We start from the raw sequence: 18,694 nt of genomic DNA on the forward strand, positions 1-18,694 counted from the left end.
TCCGTGATGCATTGCCGTCTTCCCGGCTGCCTTGGGTTCAGAAAAACAACGCCCAACAGGCAGGCAAGGGATGCAGCAGGACAAGAACAAGCGGGCGCACGCGCGCCCGGCCGCCGGCGTGCCGGCAGTGGCGATGGTCGCGCTGGCCGCGGCGCTCGCCGCCGGCGTGGAAACCGCCTGGGGTCAGGCCTTGCCGCCGGGCACGGTCGACCCCGACGCGCAACGCCAGCTCCAGCAGCAGCGCGAAGCGCAGCAGCGCCAGTCGCTGGAGCGCGAACCCGACGTGCGCCTGCGCGCCAGCCCGCCACCGGCGCGTCAACGCCTGCGCGACGACGAGTCGCCCTGTTTCCTCATCACCCGGATCGAGCTGGACGGCGTCGAGGGCCAGCCCCGCATGGCCCGCCAGATCCGCGCGCTGGACGGCCCGCAGGGCGACGACGCCCCGATCGGCCGTTGCCTGGGGGCCACCGGCGTGGCCACGCTGGTCACGCGGCTGCAGGACGCGCTGATCGAGGAAGGTTTCATCACCACGCGCGTGCTGGCCGCGCCCCAGGACCTGTCCACCGGCGTGCTGCGCCTGACCGTGGTGCCGGGACGCGTCCACGCGATCCGCGTGCGCGAGGGCAGTTCGCCGCAGGTGCGGCTGGCCAACGCGCTGCCGGTCAAGCCCGGCGACGTGCTCAACCTGCGCGACATGGAGCAGGCGCTGGAGAACCTGCAGCGCGTGCCCGGCGCGCAGGCCGACATCCAGGTCGAGCCTGCCCGGGACACGGTCGAGCCCGGCTACAGCGACCTCGCCGTCAGCTACCAGGGCGGGCGCCAATGGCGCTGGCAGGTGTCGCTGGACGACAGCGGCAGCGAGGCCACCGGTCGTTATCCGCTGGCGCTGACCGCCTCGCTGGACCATGCGCTGACGCTCAACGACCTCTTCTACGTGACCCTGAACCGCGACGCCGACTGGCTCGCGCGCCGCGTCGACGAGCGCGACGGTCCGCACAAGGGCACCGGCGGCCACGTGCTGCACTACTCGCTGCCCTGGGGTCACGCGCTGCTGAGCGTGACCTTCAGCCGCAGCGGCTATCGCCAGGTCGTCATCGGCGCGAACCAGACCTACGTCTACCGCGGCGCCAGCAGCAACGGCGAACTCAAGCTGACCCGCATGCTCTGGCGCGACGGCCAGTACAAGTTCAGCGGCTTCGTGAAGCTGTTCGGCCGCGGCTCGCGCAACTACATCGACGACACCGAGGTCGAGGTGCAGCGCCGGCGCACCGGCGGCTGGGAAGCCGGCCTCAACCTCAAGCGCCAGGCTGGCGGCGTCGGCAGCGAGGCCGAGTTCAGCCTCAAGCGCGGCACCGGCGCCTTCCACGCGCTGGAGGCGCCGGAAGAGGCCTTCGGCGAGGCCGACTCGCGCGTGAAGCTGCTGCAGGGCAGCGTCAGTGTCAACGGCGCGCTGCCGCTGGGCGCCCGTCAGCTGCAGCTGAGCAGCTCGGTGCGCGGCCAGCTCGCGCTGAACCGCCTGACGCCGCAGGACCGCTTCTCCATCGGCGGCCGCTACACGGTGCGCGGCTTCGGCAGCGATGCCTCGCTGTCCGCCGACGACGGCCTGCTCTGGCGCAACGAGGCTGAGCTGCCGCTGAGCGCGCCGCAGGGCTCGCCGGCGGTGTCGATGTACCTGGGCGTGGACGCCGGCCTGGTCGGCGGCAACGGCGCGGAACGCCTGGCCGGACGCCACCTGACCGGCGCCGTCATCGGCTCGCGCCTGCGCACGCAGGGCTTCTCGCTCGATGTCTTCGCCGGCGCGCCGCCGTGGCAGCCCGCGCGATTCCCGGCGGCCCGCGTCGTCGCGGGCTTCAGCCTGACCTATTCCCGTTGATGCCTTTCCGTTGATGCCCTTGCGCTGACCCGGATCCCTCGCTCCCCAATTTCTCCGTTGAGCTCACGATGAACCGTCTCCAGTACCGAATCGTCTTCAACAAGCAACGTGGCCAACTGATGGCCGTGGCCGAGACCGCTGTCAGCCAGACCAAAGGCGGCAGCGGGGAGAGTGCGGCACCGGCGCGTCGCGCGCTGGCCGCCGCGGAGGTGGTGCCGGCGATCTCGCGCGGCCCGCCGGCGCTGCTCGCGCTGGCCGCGGCCTTCGCGATGGGGGCGGTGATCACGCTGGCGCCGGAGGCGCTGGCCCAGGTCAAGGCCGATCCGAATGCGCCGAAGCAGCAGCAGCCGACGGTGGTCAACAGCGCCAACGGCACGGTGCAGGTCAACATCCAGACGCCCAGCGCGGCGGGCGTCTCGCGCAACACCTACAGCCAGTTCGACGTCGACAGGCAGGGCGTGATCCTGAACAACTCGCGCACCGATGCCAGCACGCAGCTGGGCGGTTTCGTGCAGGGCAATCCGTGGCTGGCCAAGGGCAGCGCGCGCGTGATCCTCAACGAGGTCAACAGCAGCGCGCCCAGCCAGCTCAAGGGCTACGTGGAAGTGGCGGGGCAGCGGGCCGAGGTGATCATCGCCAACCCGGCCGGCATCCAGGTGGATGGCGGCGGCTTCATCAACGCCAGCGCCGCGGTGCTGACGACGGGCACGCCGCGCTTCAACGCCGACGGCAGCATCGCCGGCTACGGCGTGCAGGGCGGGCTGATCCGCATCGATGGGCAGGGGCTGGATGGCTCGCAGACGGACTACACCGCGCTGCTGGCGCGGGCGGTGGAGCTCAATGCGGGCTTGTGGGCCAAGGACGCCCGCATCCAGACCGGCACGCAGGTGATGACGGTCGAAGGCGCGGCCGCTGGCAATGGCGCGGGCGAAGCGCTGGCGCCGAGCGGCGAGCGGCCGCGCTATGCGCTCGACAGCACGGCCTTGGGCGGCATCTACGCCCAACGCATCACGCTCGTCGGCACCGAAGCAGGCCTGGGCGTGCGCCAGGCCGGGCAGATCGTCGGTGGGCAGCTGACGCTGCGCGCCGATGGCTGGCTAGACAACACCGGGACCATCTACGCGCAGGAGGCCGATGCCAACGGCACGCCGTCGTTGACGGTGCAGTCCAACACCGGCGTGCGCAACGCCGGATGGCTCGCTTCGCGTGGGAGCGTGGACGTCAAGGCGCCGCAGCTGAGCGGCGAAGCCGGCAGCGCGACCGTTGCCGGCATGACCTCGGATGGCGCGATCGTCGCTGGAGCCGGCAGCCTGTCGCTGACCGCCTCCCAGTCGGCGACGCAACTGGGCCAACTGCTCGCGGGCGACGGCTTGGTCGTGCAGGCGCCGACCATCACCGCCGATGGCGCGCGCCTCGCGAGCAACGGCGCAGCGCTGACGATCACCGCCGATGCTTTCAGCGCCCAGGGCGCCAGCATCGAGCAGTACGGCACCGGTGGGCTCACCCTGGACGCCCGTGCGCTCACGCTGACCGGCGCGATGCTCTTGTCCAATGGCGCACTGTCCGCGCGCTCGGTGCAACTGATGCTCGATGGCGCCGATGTCCGGGCGCTGTCGATCTCGCTGAAGGCCGACGGCACGCTGAGCCAGCAACGCGCGTCGCTGCGCTCGGCCGGCACCGCGCTTTTGAGCGCGGACCGCATCGACAACCGCGACGCGCGCGTCGCCGCCGATGGCGGCGTGACGCTGCAGGCCGGCACCGAGCTGCGCAACGATCGCGGCGAGCTGAACGCCGCCGCGGGCGGCATCGTGATCCAGGGCCAGGCCGATGTGGTCAACACCGCGGGCGCGATCGCGGCGCGCGACGGCATCTCCGTGGAAGCGCGCTCGCTCGTGCAGGAGCAGGGCGGGTCGATCGACGGCCAGGACGTCGCGCTGAAGCTGCAAGGTGCGCTGCGCCAGGACGCGAGCGCGCGGCTGTCGGCCGGCAACGGTCTGTCCGTCGATGCGGCGTCGATCGCCTCCGACGCGCAGGTGCGCGCAGGTGGCGCGCTCGCGCTCTCCGCGCGTGACGGCGCGGTGCTTGGCGGCTCGATCTACGGCGGCCACGTGAGCGCCACGTCCGGCGGCGACCTCAGCGTGAGCGGCCTGCTCGCCGCTCAACGCGACTTGAACGCGAGCGCCGCTCAGCGCCTGCTGACGAGCAGCGCCGCGACCGTCGCGGCCGGCCTGGGCAGCGACGGCCGCGTGGGCACGCAGGGCGCGCTCGCGATGTCGGCGGGCTCCGAACTCTTGCTGCGAGGCCAACTGCTGGCCGTCGACGCGGCCTTCGACGCCGGGGGCATCGACCTGGCCGGCGCGCAGCTGCAGGCCTCCAATGCGCTGCGCATCAGCACGGCCAGCGACCTGGTCACGGAAGGCGCGCGGATGAGCGCCTCGTCGCTGACGCTGCAGGCGCAGAACTGGCGCCATGCCGGCGGCCAGCTCGCGATGAGCGGCACCGGCGACTGGAACGTCGCGCTGACGGGCCAGCTCGACAACCGCCAGGGCCAGATCCAGACGAACGCGCGCAGCCTCACGCTGACGGCGCAGGGCGTCGACAACACCGGCGGCCGCCTCTCGACGGCCGGCGACGCGCTGACGATGACCGTGCAGTCGCTCGCGAATCAGGGCGGCGTGCTGTCGACCAGCGGCGATCTGCGCGTTGATGCGCGCCAGCTCGACAACCGTGACGGCGAGCTGAGCGGCCGCGGCGTGGACGTGCGCGGACAGCAGGTCGACAACACCGGCAGCGGCCTGATCGTGGCCTCGCGCGACTTGAGCGTCCGCGCCGACGCGCTGACCAACGCCGGTGTGATCCGCGCGGCGGGCGCGGCGTCGATCGACGGTGGGACCCTGACGCAGGGCGGCACCATCGCCGCGGGCGGTACGTTGGACGTGCATGCCGGCGCCATCGACAGCAGCGGCGCCTTCGCCGCGGGCCTGAGGGCGGACAACACCGTCGGCATCACGGGTGACCTGTCGCTGAAGGCCGATGGCGCGCTGAAGCACAGCGGCGTGACGCTGGCCGGCGGCGCCGCGCGCCTCGAAGGCGCCGAGCTGCAGCTGCAAGGCAGCCGCACGCAGGCCGCGAGCGTCACCGCGCAGGCGAAGGCGGGTGACCTGCGCCTCGATCGCGGGGCGATGGCTTCGGCCGGCGCGCTCGACCTGGGCGCGACTGGCGCCATCGTCTCCGAGAACGCGCAGCTCAGCGGTGGCTCGGTGACCTTAACGGCGGCTGAATGGCGCAACGCCGGCGGTGAGCTCTCGCAGACGGACACGACCGGTCGCCTCGCGGCGACGGTGAGCGGCGCGCTCGACAACCGCGGCGGTCGCATCACCGTCAACGGCACGGCGCTGACGCTGTCGGCGCAGCAGCTCGACAACACGGCGGGTCACATCGTCCATGCGGGCACAGCCGCGGGTGAACTGCGCATCGACGCCGGCACGCTGGCCGGCGCGAGGGGCGAAATCCTCGGCAACGGCGCGCTGACGCTGACCACGAGTGGCGCCGCCGACCTGAGCCAGACGCAGACGCAAGCTGACCGCATCACGGTGAATGCCGCCAGCCTGTCGCTGCAGAACGCGCAGCTGGTGGCCAAGGGCGCGGTCGATCTCACGGCTGCGCAGGCGCTCGACAACACGAGCGGTCTGGTGCAGGGCGGCGGCCCGGTGACGCTGCAGGCGGCGACGCTGACCAACCGCGACGGCCAGATCGGCGGCGCGGCGGTCACGCTGCGCGCAGGCGCGATCGACAACGCGGGACAGGGCCTGGTGACTTCGGGCTCGAGCCTGACGGTGAACGCTGATCGCCTCGACAACGCGGGCCAGCTGCAAGCCGCAGGCGATGTCGACCTGACGGCTCGCGCCGCGCTGACGAATGCCGGCCTGATCACCGCGAAGGGCGATGTCCGCGTGGATGCGCTCGCCTTCGATCACACCGGCACCGTGGCGGCGAGCGGCAACACCCGCATCACGGCCGGCACGCTGACCAGCAGCGGCAGCTTGGCGGCGGGCCTGCAGGCCGACAACACCGTCGGCGATCGCGGGGACCTGACGGTCACCGCGCAGCAACTGCGTCAGAGCGGCACCTCCGTGGCCGGTGGCGCGCTGACGTTCAGCGCCGACAGCGTCGCGCTCCAAGGCAGCAAGACGCAGGCGGGCTCGGTGTCGCTGCAGGCGCTGGCGGGCAGCCTCGCGCTCGATCAGGCGACGGTCGCGGCAACGCGGCAGCTGACGCTGTCGGCCTCCGGCGCGCTGGATGCGGCGGGCTCGACGCTGAGCGGTGGCTCCGTCTCGATCGCGGCGGCCGATTGGCACAACGCGGGCGGCACGCTCGCGCAGACCGACGCGGCGGGCGCGATGCGCGTCGACGTGGCCGGACTGATCGACAACCAGGGCGGCCGCATCGGCGCGAACGCCCAGTCGGCCACGCTGAACGCGGGCCAGCTCGACAACCGCGGCGGCGCGATCACGCATGCCGGCGCGGGCGCGCTGACAATCTCGGCGGGCTCGCTGTCGGGCGCGGACGGCCGCATCGCCAGCAGCGGCGACCTCGCGCTGACTGTGACCGGCGCGGCGACGCTGGACCGCGCGCAGACCCAAGGCCGGACCATCACGCTCGACGCGGGCAGTCTCAGCCATCGCGAGGGCCAGTTGCTCAGCCAGGGCGATGCCTCGGTGCGCGTGAGCGGCGCGCTCGATAACTCCGGCAGCTTCTACGCGCAGGGCGCGATGACGGTGACGGCGGGCGGCGCGCTCACGCACACCGGCCTGATTGCGGCGCAGGGCGACCTGACGGTGCGGGCGGACAGCATCGCCAGCAGCGGCGCCTTCGCCGCCGGCATGAAGCCGGACACCACGCTGGCGGCGCAGGGCGAGCTGATGCTGTCCGCGGCGCAGACGCTGCAGCACTCGGGCACGGCGCAGGCGGTGGGCCGCGCGACGCTGGAGGGCGCGTCGCTGCTGCTGCAGGACAGTCAGACCACGGCCGCGTCGATCGCGCTGAACGCGCGTGGCGGCGAGCTTCGACTGGACCGCGCGCTGCTGTCGGTGCGTGATCTGCTCGACCTGCGCAGCAGCGGCACGCTGAACACCGAGGGCGCGCGCATGAGCGGCGCGAGCGTCGCCATCACGGCGGTCGACTGGCGCAATGCCGGCGGCCAGATCGGTCAGACGGATGCCGCGGGCCAGTTCACCGCGACGCTGAGCGGCGTCCTGGACAACCAGGGCGGGCGCATCGCGGGCAATGGCTCGGCGCTGACGCTGTCGGCGGACCGCATCGAGAACGGCGCGGGCCAGATCATTCATGCGGGCACGACGGGCGGCACGCTGCGTCTGGACGCGACGACGCTGAATGGCGTCAACAGCACGATCGCCGGCAACGGCGCGCTGGCGCTGAACCTCGCGGGCGATGCCGACTTGAACGGCGCGACGGCGCAAGGAGACCGCGTGACGGTCCACGCGGCCACTCTGAAGCTGCGCGGCGGCGAGCTGCTCGCGCAGAGCTCGGCGGCGCTGACCGTCGGCGGCGAACTCGACAACACCGGCGGCCTGATCCACGGCGCGAGCAGCCTGGCGATCGATGCCGGCACGCTGACGAACCGCGATGGACAGCTCGGTGCCGTCGACGTGACGCTGACGGGCGGCACGGTGAGCAACGCCGGCGCGGGCCTGATCGCGGCGCGCGGCAAGCTCTCGGCGGACGTGACGAGTCTGAGCAATGCAGGCTCGATGCAGGCGGGCGCTGATCTCGACCTGCGCGCGAGCGGTGCGCTGCAGAACAGCGGGACGGTCCGCGCGCAAGGTGACGGTCATCTGAAGGCAGACGCGCTGGTCAACACCGGCGTCGTGACGGCGCAGGGCGCGCTGACCGTGGAAGCCCGCGATATCGCCAGCAACGGCGCTTTCGCTGCCGGCCTGAACGCGGACGGAACGCTCGCCACGCGCGGCGACCTGACGCTGACGGCGAGCGGTCAACTGCAGCAGAGCGGCACCGCGCTCGCGGGCGGCGTGCTGACGATGAGCGGCGCCGCACTCGCGCTGCAGGACAGCCGCGTGCAGGCGCAGCGCGTGACGATGACGGCGCTGGCCGGCGACGCGCGCCTGGACCGCGCGACGGTGGCTGGCGGCGCGCGCCTGACGCTGTCCGCGGCGAATGCGCTGGACACCTCCGGCGCGACGCTGGGCGCGGGCTCGGTGTCGATCACGGCGACCGACTGGCGCAACGCCGGCGGCGATCTCGCGCAGAGCGCGGCGGATGGCGAGCTGCGCGTCTCGGTGGCGCAGGCGCTGATCAACCAGGGCGGCTCGATCGCGGCCAACGCGGCGGACGTGACGCTCGCCGCGGTGCGCATCGACAACCGCCAAGGCACGCTGCTGCATGCCGGCACCGGCACGCTGACGCTGAGCGCGCAGCAGCTCGACGGCACCGGCGGCGAGATCCTGGGCAAGGGCGCGCTGGCGATCCAGACGCCGGGCGCGCTGACGCTGGATGGCGCGCTGACACAGGCGCGCGACATCACGGTGAACGCGGGCAGCCTCAGCCATCGCGACGGCAAGCTGCTGAGCCAGACCGGCGCGGCCTTCACCGTCGGCGGCGCGATGGACAACACGCGCGGCCTGATGCAGACGGGCGAGGACCTGCGCATCGTCGCGGCTTCGCTGGACAACACGGATGGCCAATTGGGCGGCCGCGCGGTCAGCCTGAGCACGGCGGGCCGGCTGCTCAACGGCGGTCAGGGTCTGATCGCTTCGGCGCAGGCGCTGACGATCGAAGCCGGCCAGCTCGACAACGCCGGCAGCCTGCAGTCGCAGGCGGCGATGGACCTGACGGTGCATGGCGCCTTCGGCAACACCGGCAGCGCGTACGCGCGCGGCCCGCTGACGATCACCGCCGAGGGCGCGCTGACGAACAGCGGCATGTTGGCGGCGCAGGGCGCGCTGTCGGTGCAGGCGGCGAGCATCGCGAGCAGCGGTGGATTCGTCGCCGGCCTGAAGTCGGACAACACGCTCGGCACGCAGGGCGATCTGACGCTTCGCACGAGCGGCGCATTGCAGCAGAGCGGCCAGACCGTGGCCGCGGGCGCGATGACGTTGTCGGGCAGCACGCTGCAGCTGCAGGACGCGAAGCTGCAGGCGCAGCGCGCGGACCTGACGGCCAGCACCGGCGACCTGCGTCTGAACCGCGCGACGCTGGCGTCGTCGGGGGCGCTGACGATGTCGGCGGCGGGTTCGATGGACACGGGCGCGGCGTCGATCTCGGGCGACACGCTGTCGGTGACGGCGCAGCGCTGGTCCAACGTCGATGGCGTGGTGACGCAGACCGGCCAGGCCGGCGCGCTGAGCGCGACGCTGCAGGGCGCGCTGGACAACACGCGCGGCGAGATCGCCGCGGCGGGCCGCACGCTGACGGTGAATGCGGGCTCGATCGACAACACGAGCGGCCGCTTGGTGCATGCGGGCGCTGAGGGGCTGAGCCTCAAGACCGGCACGCTGAGTGGCGCAAACGGCGAGATCCTCGGCGCGCACGCGGTGACGCTGACGGCGACGGGCGCGGTCGATCTGAGCCAGGCGAAGACGCAGGGCGGGGCGGTGACGCTGCAGGCCGACAGCCTGCGCCATCAAGGCGGCCAGCTGCTGAGCGGCGGCGATGCGCAGCTGCGTGTCGCTGGCGCGATCGACAACACCGGCGGCGCGATGGGCGCGGGCGGTGATCTGCGCGCGCAGGCGGCGTCGCTGGACAACACCGGCGGCCAGCTCGGCGCTCGTGCTGTCGACCTGACGCTGGGCACGCTGACCAACGGCGCGCAGGGGCTGATCAACGCGCAGACCGCGCTGACCATCGGCGCGAGCCAGGTGACGAACGCGGGATCGCTGCAATCGGGCGCGGACACGCGGCTGACGACGACCGGCGCGCTGAGCAACAGCGGCAACATCTACGCGCAAGGCAACGCGGCGGTGAACGCGGGTCAGACGCTCACCAACAACGGCCTGATCGGCGCGCAGGGCGCGCTGACCGTGGACGCGCCCGCGCTGGCTGGCGCTGGCACGCTGGCCGCGGGCTTGCGTCCGGACAACACGCTGGGCGCGCAAGGCGACCTGACGGTCCGCACGACGGGTACGCTGCAATCGGCCGGATCGATGCTGGCCGCGGGCGCGATGACGCTGCGCGGCGGCGATCTGCAGCTGCAGGACAGCCGTCTGCAGGCGGCGTCGGTGTCGATGAGCTCGACCGCCGCCTCGGGCCTGGGCGCGCTGCGCCTGGACCGCGCGATCGTCGCGGGCGCGGGTGACCTGATGCTCGCGAGCGCGGGTCTGCTGTCGACGGACGCGGCGACGCTGAGCGGTGCCAACGTCGGCATCACGGCGACGGACTGGCGCAATGTCGGCGGCTCGCTGACGCAGACCGGCGCGGCCGGTGCGCTGACCGCGACGATCGGCAACCAGCTGCTCAACACCGATGGCCGCATCCAGGCGGCCGGCACGGGCCTGCGTCTGCAGGCGCAGTCGGTGGACAACGTGCGGGGCACGCTGATGGCGGCGGGCAGCGGTCCGCTGACGGTCACGACGGGCTCGCTGGATGGCAGCTCGGGCCAGATCCTGGCCAATGGCGCGGTGATGATCGCCGCGACCGGCGCGGTGACGCTGGTCAGTGCGCAGACGCAGGGCACCGGCGTGACGGTGTCGGGCAGCAGCCTGGACCACCGCGGCGGCAACCTCGTCAGCAATGGCGGGGCGCTGCTCGACATCACGGGCGGCATCGACAACCGCGGCGGTACGGTGGCCAGCGCGGGCGCGCTCGACGTGCGCGGCGCGAGCCTGCTCAACGGCGGCAACGGCCTGATGCAGAGCGACTCGACGCTGCAGGCCACGATCGGCGGCACGCTGGACAACCAGGGCGGCCGCCTGCGCAGCGGCGCGGCGATGACGCTGAACGCCGGCAATGTCGACAACCGCGGCGGCTGGGCCGGCAGCGACGGCACGCTGAGCGTGACCACGGGCGGCGCGCTGCAGAACGCGGGCGGCACGCTGCTCGCGCAGCAGGGCGTGTCACTGAGCGCGGCAACGCTGGGCAACCAGCAGGGCCGGATCTCGAGCCTGCAAGGCGGCGTGACGCTGCGCGCGCAGGGCGTGATCGACAACACGGCCGGCGCCATTCAGGCCGGGCAGACGGCGGATCTGGGCTCGGCCTCGCTGATCAACGCGCGGGGCGAGGTCTCGGGCGCAGCGGTCGTGATCGATGCGCGCGGACAGACGCTGGACAACAGCGGCGGCCGGCTGCTTGCGACGCAGTCGCTGACGGTGGACAGCGGCACGCTGGAGAACCGCGGCGGGCTGCTGCAATCGGGTGGTGGCCTCTCGGTGCAGACGCATGGCGCGGCGCTGAACAACACGCGCGACGGCTCGGTGACGACGCCGACGGGCATCCGCGCGCAGGGCGCGATGACGCTCAATGCCGGCACGCTGACCAACGAGCAGGGCATCAGCGCCGGCACATCAGCGCAGGTGAACCTGAGCCAGCTGGTCAACCGCGCGGAGCTGTCGGCCTTGGCGCTGACGGTGTCGGTGGGCGGCACGCTCGACAACCAGGGTGGACGGCTGATCGGCGCGCAGACGCTGGACGCGTCGGCGCAGCAGGTGCTCAACCAGGGCGGGCTGATCTACGGCGGCAGCACGCTGAATCTCACGGCCGCGGGCCGCATCGACAACACGAACACCAGCGGCGCCGGCCAGGGCATCCAGGGCGGCGCGGTCACCGTGCGCGCGCAGCAGCTGGACAACGTCGGCGGTCAGGTGCTGGCCAGCGGGAGCCTGGGGCTGATGATCGCGCAGTCGCTCAACAACGCGGGCGGGGCGCTGGGTGCGTCGGGCACGCAGACGATCGGGGATGGGGCGTCGGTGTCGGCGCTGTCGCTGAACAACGCGGGTGGGCGCATCTGGTCGGGCAGCGCGATGGGGCTGAACCTGCGCGAGCTCGCCGGCGGTGTCGGCGGTGTCGGCGGGCAGATCAGCAGCGGCGCGGGCATGAGCGTCAAGCTCGTGGGCGATTTCGTCTACGGCGCCAGCAGCCAGTTCCAGTCGGCGGGCGACATGGTGCTCGACGTCTCGGGTAACTTCGCCAACCAGGGCACGCTGCGCAGCGGCGGGACGCTGTCGATCTCGGCGAGCAGCATCGACAACGCGGCCAGCGGCGAACTCAGCGGCGTGAACACGCTGCTCACCGCGGCGGGGCAGATCACCAACCGCGGCCTGATCGATGGCGATGGCGTGCTGCTGACCTCGGACCGGCTGGTCAACGTGGGCACGGGGCGGATCTACGGCGGGGACGTGGTCATCGACGGTGGCGCGCTGGTCAACGGCGCGGAGGGCGGCGTGGCGGCGGTGATCGCGGGCCGGCGCTCGATCGACGCGCAGCTCACGCGCGAGATCTCCAACACGGATGGGGCGCTGATCTTCGCGGACGGTGACCTGCGGCTCGCGGGCGCGAGTCTGCTCAACGAGAACTCGACCATCGAGGCCAGCCGCGCGCTGGCGCTGCAGATGACGGGGGCGATCGTGAACAGGACGGTGCTGCCCGGCGTCGGTACCGGCTCGTCCGCAGGGACGGTGACCGCGGGTGAGAGCACCGGTGGTGGTGGCAAGCCTGGGGAGCTCACGGAGACTGACACCGCAAGCGAAGGTGGTGAAGGAGTCGGCGGGTCCATCAGTGGCGGTGCGACCGCCCTGGGCAACCTCACGCCGAAGGCCTTCATCCGCGCCGGAGGGGACATGACGATCTCCGGCGACACGCTGCTCAACAGCGGCGCCACGATCGAGGCGCGCAGCAACCTGATGCTGACGGCCAACCGCATCGACAACGTCAACCCGTACCTGATGTGGGGCAACTACACGCCGGGCTCGGGGGGCTCCCTGAGCATTCTCGTGTCGAAGAACAACGGGCCGGTGGAGGACCTCTTCGTTCCATTGAACGGGCGCACGCCACAGGAGGCATTGAACAACTACGCGCAGACGCATCCTGGCGACCGGATCATCTCGTGGGATTCCTTCGGTGGCACTCCCGCGGGCGCGCCGCTGACGCAGTCGCTCGCGGCCAAGATCATCGTGGGCGGCACCTTGAGCATCGGTGCCGGCACGATCAACAACGACATGAGCCAGGTGATCGGCATGACTGGCGTGGCGATCACCGGTGGGCAGGTCACGAACGTGCCGCACACGGTGACGGCCGTCGACACGCAGGGCGTGGCGCATACGGTGAATCTCTCGCTGGCGGGCGGTGCGCCGGTGGTGGGGCAGGTGTCGCAGGCGCCGGGCGGGCGCCAGGGCGCTGGTGCGGTGAGCACCGGGGGCGGTGCCTCGGCGCAACAGGCGCAAGGCGGTGCTTCCGCCAACGTGAGCGGTGGCGCTGGTACTGGCGGCTTCCTCACCCGCTTGATCCGCCAGGTGCAGCAGGGCGCTGCGGCGCAGGCCAACGCGCAAGGCAATGCGCAGGTGCGGGCGGGCAGTGCGATCACGTCGAACGCAGTGGCGACGGGCAACGGCGCCGCGGGCGCCGGCGTGGTCCAGGCGATCCAGCGCAGTGGCGCGACCGCGACCGAGCGCGCCATCGCCGCCGCGCAGTCCGGCGACGCGGGCGCGCAGGTGGAGGCGACGCTCCGTCACGAGCGCGATGGCGACGCGGTGCAGACGGGCTCCGCGCAGGACCTGCAAGGCGCGCGCGTGACCACGCAGTTCCGCGATGGGCAGGCGATCGACGCCGCGCAGGGCAACAGCACGACGCAACAGGTGCAGGGCACGGCGCGGACCGGCATCGCCGGCCTGCTTCAGCAGGCCCGTGCCGCGGCGGCCGCGCAGGTCGACGCGTCCGCGCAGACCGACCAGAAGGCCACGACGCAGATCGGCAAGGTGACGACGCAAGCCGGCTCGACGAGCCGGCCGGGCGCGGCGCAGAACGCGGCGCTGAGGGTCTCGGGCCTGAGCGTCGGCGGCCGCCTGTTCGGCGTACTGCCCAACCTCACGCTGCCCTCCAACAGCCTGTTCAAGACGCACAGCGAGCCCGGTAGCAAGTACCTGGTCGAGACGGACCCGCGCTTTGCCAACTACCGCGAGTGGCTCTCCAGCGACTTCCTGCTGCAGCAGATGGCGCTGGATCCCACCGTGACGCAGAAGCGCCTGGGCGACGGCTTCTACGAGCAGCGCCTGGTGCGCGAGCAGATCGGCCAGCTCACCGGCACGGGCTACCTGTCGGGCTACGCGGACGACGAGTCGATGTACCGCGCGCTGCTGACCAACGGCGCGACCTTCGCCAAGGAGCACCAGCTGGTGCCGGGCGTGGCGCTGAGCGCCGAGCAGATGACGCAGCTCACCAGCGACCTGGTGTGGCTGGTGGAGCAGACGGTGACGCTGGCGGACGGCACGACGCAGCGCGTGCTGGTGCCGCAGGTGTACCTGGTGCCGCGCGAGGGCGACCTGCTGCCCAGCGGCTCGCTGATCGCCGGCGGCCGGGTGGAGATGGCGCTGACGGGCGACTTCAACAACGGCGGCAGTGTGCGCGGCGGGGCGGTGGCCATCCAGGCGCAGAACATCGCCAACACCGGCGACATGCGCGCCACGACGCTGGCGCTGACGGCGCGCGAGGACTTGCGCAACATCGGCGGGCAGCTGGCGGCCACGGGCGACATGAGCCTGGTGGCGGGGCGTGACGTCGTCATGCAGAGCACCACGGCCAGCGGCGGCACGGTGAGGGGCAACGTCACGACCAAGGCGACGGTGCTGGACCAGGTGGCCTCGCTCACCGCGGGCGGCGTGATGGTGGTGCAGGCCGGGCGCGACGCGCAGCTGCAGGCGGTGCAGATCACGCAGGGCGGCGCGGAGGGCGCGGGCGCCGAGGGCGGCGTGATGGTGGCCGCCGGGCGCGACCTGACGCTGAGCACGGTGCAGACCTCGAGCTCGCGCGACCAGGTCTGGAACGCGACCAACTTCAAGAAGGAAAGCCAGCGCCAGGACGTGGGCACGGAGATCAAGGCCGAGGGCGCGGTGCTGCTCAAGGCCGGCCAGGACCTGAGCGCCACGGCCGCGCAGATCGCCAGCGCGCAAGGCGCGGTGACGCTGAGCGCAGGGCGCGACGTCGAGCTGCTGGCCGGCGAGGCCAACAAGGTCGTCGAGGAGATGACGCAGAAGACCAAGAAGAGTCTGTTCAAGAAGAAGACCGTCACGACCTACAACAAGACGGACACGACGACCGCGATCGGCACGACGCTGTCGGGCGACACGGTCAACATCGTGGCCGGGCGCGACATCACGCTGGCCGCGGCGCAGGCGGTTTCGGACAACGGCACCAAGCTCATCGCCGACCGCGACATCACCATCGATGGCGTCACCAACTCGGTGGACACGGAGCAGTTCAAGAAGACGGTGAAGTCGGGGCTGTTCAGCGGCGGCGGGATCGGGGTGACGATCGGCAAGCAGGAACTGTCGCAGGCGACGAAGACGAGCCAGGAGACGCACCAGGGCTCGGTGGTGGCCAGCGTCGCCGGGGACGTGGACATCTACGCCGGCGGCAAGTACCGGCAGGTGGGCTCGGAGGTGCAGGCGCCGCAGGGCGACGTGACGATCAAGGGCAAGTCCATCGACATCGTGGAGGCGCGCAACCAGTCGGCGCAGGACACGGAGACCAAGTTCAGGCAGAGCGGGCTGTCGCTGTCCTTGAGCGCACCGGGCGTGGATGCGGCGATGGGCGCCATCAAGGCCGGGGAGCACGTCACGCAGACGCAGGACGACCGGATGAAGGCACTGGCGGCGGCCACGGCGATCTCCAAGGCCAAGCAGGCGGTCGAGGAGATCCAGAAGTTCAACGACCTGGCCAAGGCGCAGCAGGAGCAGAGCATCCGCATCAGCCTGTCGGTGGGCAGCCAGCAGAGCAAGAGCTCGCAGCACAACGAGGCGAACCAGGCCGCGGGGAGCTCGGTGCTCGCGGACGGCAAGCTGAGCCTCATCGCCACCGGCGGCGGGCAGGACTCCAACGTCACGGTGCGAGGCAGCACGCTGGCGGGTCAGGACGTGTTCATCAAGGCGGACAACAAGATCGACTTGCTGGCCGCGCAGAACACCAGCGAGCAGCACAGCAAGGACTCGAGCAGCAGCGCGTCCATTGGCATCGGCATCTCGCTGGGCAAGGAGAACCGGCTGGGCTTCACCGCCAGCGCCAGCGTGTCCAAGGGCAACGCGGACGGCAAGGACACGAACTACTCGGCCACGCAGGTCACGGGCGGCAGCTCGGTGACGCTGCAGTCGGGTGGGGATACGACGCTGGGCGGCGCGGTGGTGACGGCGCCGAAGGTGGTGGCCGACATCGGCGGCAACCTCAAGATCGAGAGCCTGCAGGACACGGCCAAGTTCGACTCGAAGAGCCAGAGCATGGGCGGCAGCGTGACCGTCGGGTACGGGGCGGGCGGCAACGCCAACTTCAGCCAGTCCAAGGTCAACGCGGACTATGCGGCGGTGGGCGAGCAGGCCGGCATCCGCGCCGGCGACGGCGGCTTCCAGGTGAGCGTGAAGGGCAACACCGACCTCAAGGGCGGTGCGATCACGAGCAGCCAGGCGGCGATCGACGCGGGCAAGAACAGCTTCAGCACCGGCACGCTGACCAGCAGCGACATCGACAACCGCAGCCAGTTCAGCGCCAGCGCCGTGACGGTGAGCGCGGGCACGAGCGGCGGCATGGCGGGCGCCTTCAAGGACAGCGGCGACGAGCGCAGCACGACGCGCAGCACGATCAGCGCGGGCAGCACGACGATCACCAGCGGGGATGCGGCGAGTCAGGCGACGCTGGAGAAGCTGGACCGCGGCGCGACGAACGATGCGACTGCGGGCAAGCTGTCGCAGGGCTGGGATGGGCAGAAGCTCGCGCAGCAGGTGAAGGTGAATGCGCAGATCGTGGCGGAGTTTGGGGCGCAGGCGTCGAAGGAGGTGGCCGAACAATTCAAGAAGCAGGCGGACAAGCTGCGGGCTGAAGGCAAAGAGCAGGAGGCCAAGAAGTACGAGGAGGGCGGTGAATACCGAGTGGCGGCGCATGCGGTGATTGGCGCGATGACCGGCGATCTCAGCGGAGCATTGGGCGCTGCTGCGAGCGCGAAGGTGGCCGATCAACTGAACTCACTTCAGGAGACGCTCAGGGACCGGCTTGATAAGGCGGGTCTAGGGGGAGAGGATCAAAAGAACGATTGGGCGACGGCACTGTCAAAGCTGGCGAGCGGGGCGCTCGCTACGGGTCTCGGTGCGATCGCCGGTGGCGGTTTCGACGGCGCAGCAGCTGGCTTGAATCAGGACTACAACAATCGGCAGTTGCACCCCAAGGAGCGCGATAAGGCTGCTGAACTGGCGAAGAGGAGCAAGGGTAAATACACCCAGGAGCAGATCGAAGACGCGATGCGTAATAGCGGAAATAGCTATTACAAGGAAGATGTCACCGCCGGCATGGTCATTCGTGATCCAAAGGATCCCAATGCCTTCTATGACAAGGGTGCACCGTTCACCACGGGCGATAACGGGAAGAGCTTCGTTCAGATCAATCGCGACAATACCGCACTGAACTCATCCAATATCGATCCGGATCTCGCGGCCTTTGTTCGAGCCAACACGGGCGGGGAAAACTCTCCTTACTACGATCTGGCGCCAAAGAAGATTACCTATCCCGAACTGGCTCAAAGCGGCAAGGCCACGGGATTGCAATATCAAACGGTCAGCGCAAACGGGCAGTCGTTCCGCTTGGCAATCGCTGACTGCCCGGCAGTGAGTTGCCAAAACACGGACAACATCGCCAGGTTCGGGCTGAGCGCAGAGGACAAGGCTCAACTCGACGCATACGACGCTGCGGTCAAGAAGTCGCTGACCAAAGATGCAGTGAAGGGAGGCGTTGTCGTCGCTGTTATTGCGACTGCCCCAGCAACGATTCCCGGCGCAGTGATCGGTGGCGCAGTGGTCGGAGGGACGTCTAGCGCAAGTGATCAATATATTGACAAGGGAACGATCGATGGAAAACAGGTTGCCAAGGAAGCTGTAATTGGGGGCGTCGTTGGTGGCGGGACCGTTGCAGTAGTGAGCATTGGTGGCGTGCTTGTGCCGAAAATTGGTCAAGCCCTTGATGAGATGGTCACCGCGAAGATCGTGTCTCAATCAGAGATGGACGCGTATATCGCCGCGAAGAACGCACAGCGGATCGCTCAAAATGCGGAACGCGATGGAGGGGTGGATCCATATGCGGCCCCGCCAAATGCCGCCGCAGAAATCGCATTGCGCGATAAGGTGGCTCTCGATGCCGCAAACGGAACTAGCAACCCTCATTACACAGCGAAGCATGGGGCGGGAACTACCCTGACGGAGCAATACAATCGTGCAATATTTGGTATAAATCCGCAAACAGGTGCGACCCAGGCTCCTGTCAATGCGTCGAAAGTATTTAATGCTCCCGATATGGAGCTTGCAATCAAGCAAGCGGAGGCAAAGTATGCTGCCGACCCGTCTGCATATTCAAATGGAAAGATCTCAATTGATTTTGGTCGACCGGTCGGCGAGGGTTATATGGGTGCTACCAATACAAATATCACGAACGGCGTGGTAGGGGAGTATAGGTGGACTGAGAAAATCATGGTGGGCATTGACAAGACGACTGGAAAGGCGTATACCGCCTTCCCGGAAATTGATAAGGGCGTCGTAATGCCCGATCCGCGAGGAGTAAGGCCTTGAGAGAAGTTTCATTAGGTCACGCTGAACTAATAATGTGGCC

2 protein-coding genes are annotated in these 18,694 nt (G+C 70.2%); both read left to right on the forward strand.

Annotation, left to right across the window (positions count from 1 at the left end; all coding sequences use genetic code 11):
- Positions 1-70: 70 nt before the first annotated feature.
- Positions 71-1,873 (forward strand): ShlB/FhaC/HecB family hemolysin secretion/activation protein, encoded by a 1,803-nt coding sequence (locus ACTJKJ_RS19870; RefSeq protein ID WP_440821493.1) that lies wholly within the window; start codon positions 71-73, stop codon positions 1,871-1,873.
- A 68-nt stretch (positions 1,874-1,941) separates the two neighbouring features.
- Entirely contained in the window at positions 1,942-18,654 is a 16,713-nt protein-coding gene (locus ACTJKJ_RS19875; protein WP_440821494.1) for a two-partner secretion domain-containing protein, read from the forward strand.
- Positions 18,655-18,694 lie beyond the last annotated feature (40 nt).

The sequence above is a fragment of the Roseateles sp. 22389 genome, from assembly GCF_052044995.1.
GTDB lineage: Bacteria > Pseudomonadota > Gammaproteobacteria > Burkholderiales > Burkholderiaceae_C > Roseateles.

Excerpts from the sequence above, each read along its gene's own strand:
- ACTJKJ_RS19870 (WP_440821493.1), top strand. The coding sequence starts at position 71 with ATGCAGCAGGACAAGAACAAGCGGGCGCACGCGCGCCCGGCCGCCGGC.
- ACTJKJ_RS19875 (WP_440821494.1), top strand. The coding sequence starts at position 1,942 with ATGAACCGTCTCCAGTACCGAATCGTCTTCAACAAGCAACGTGGCCAA.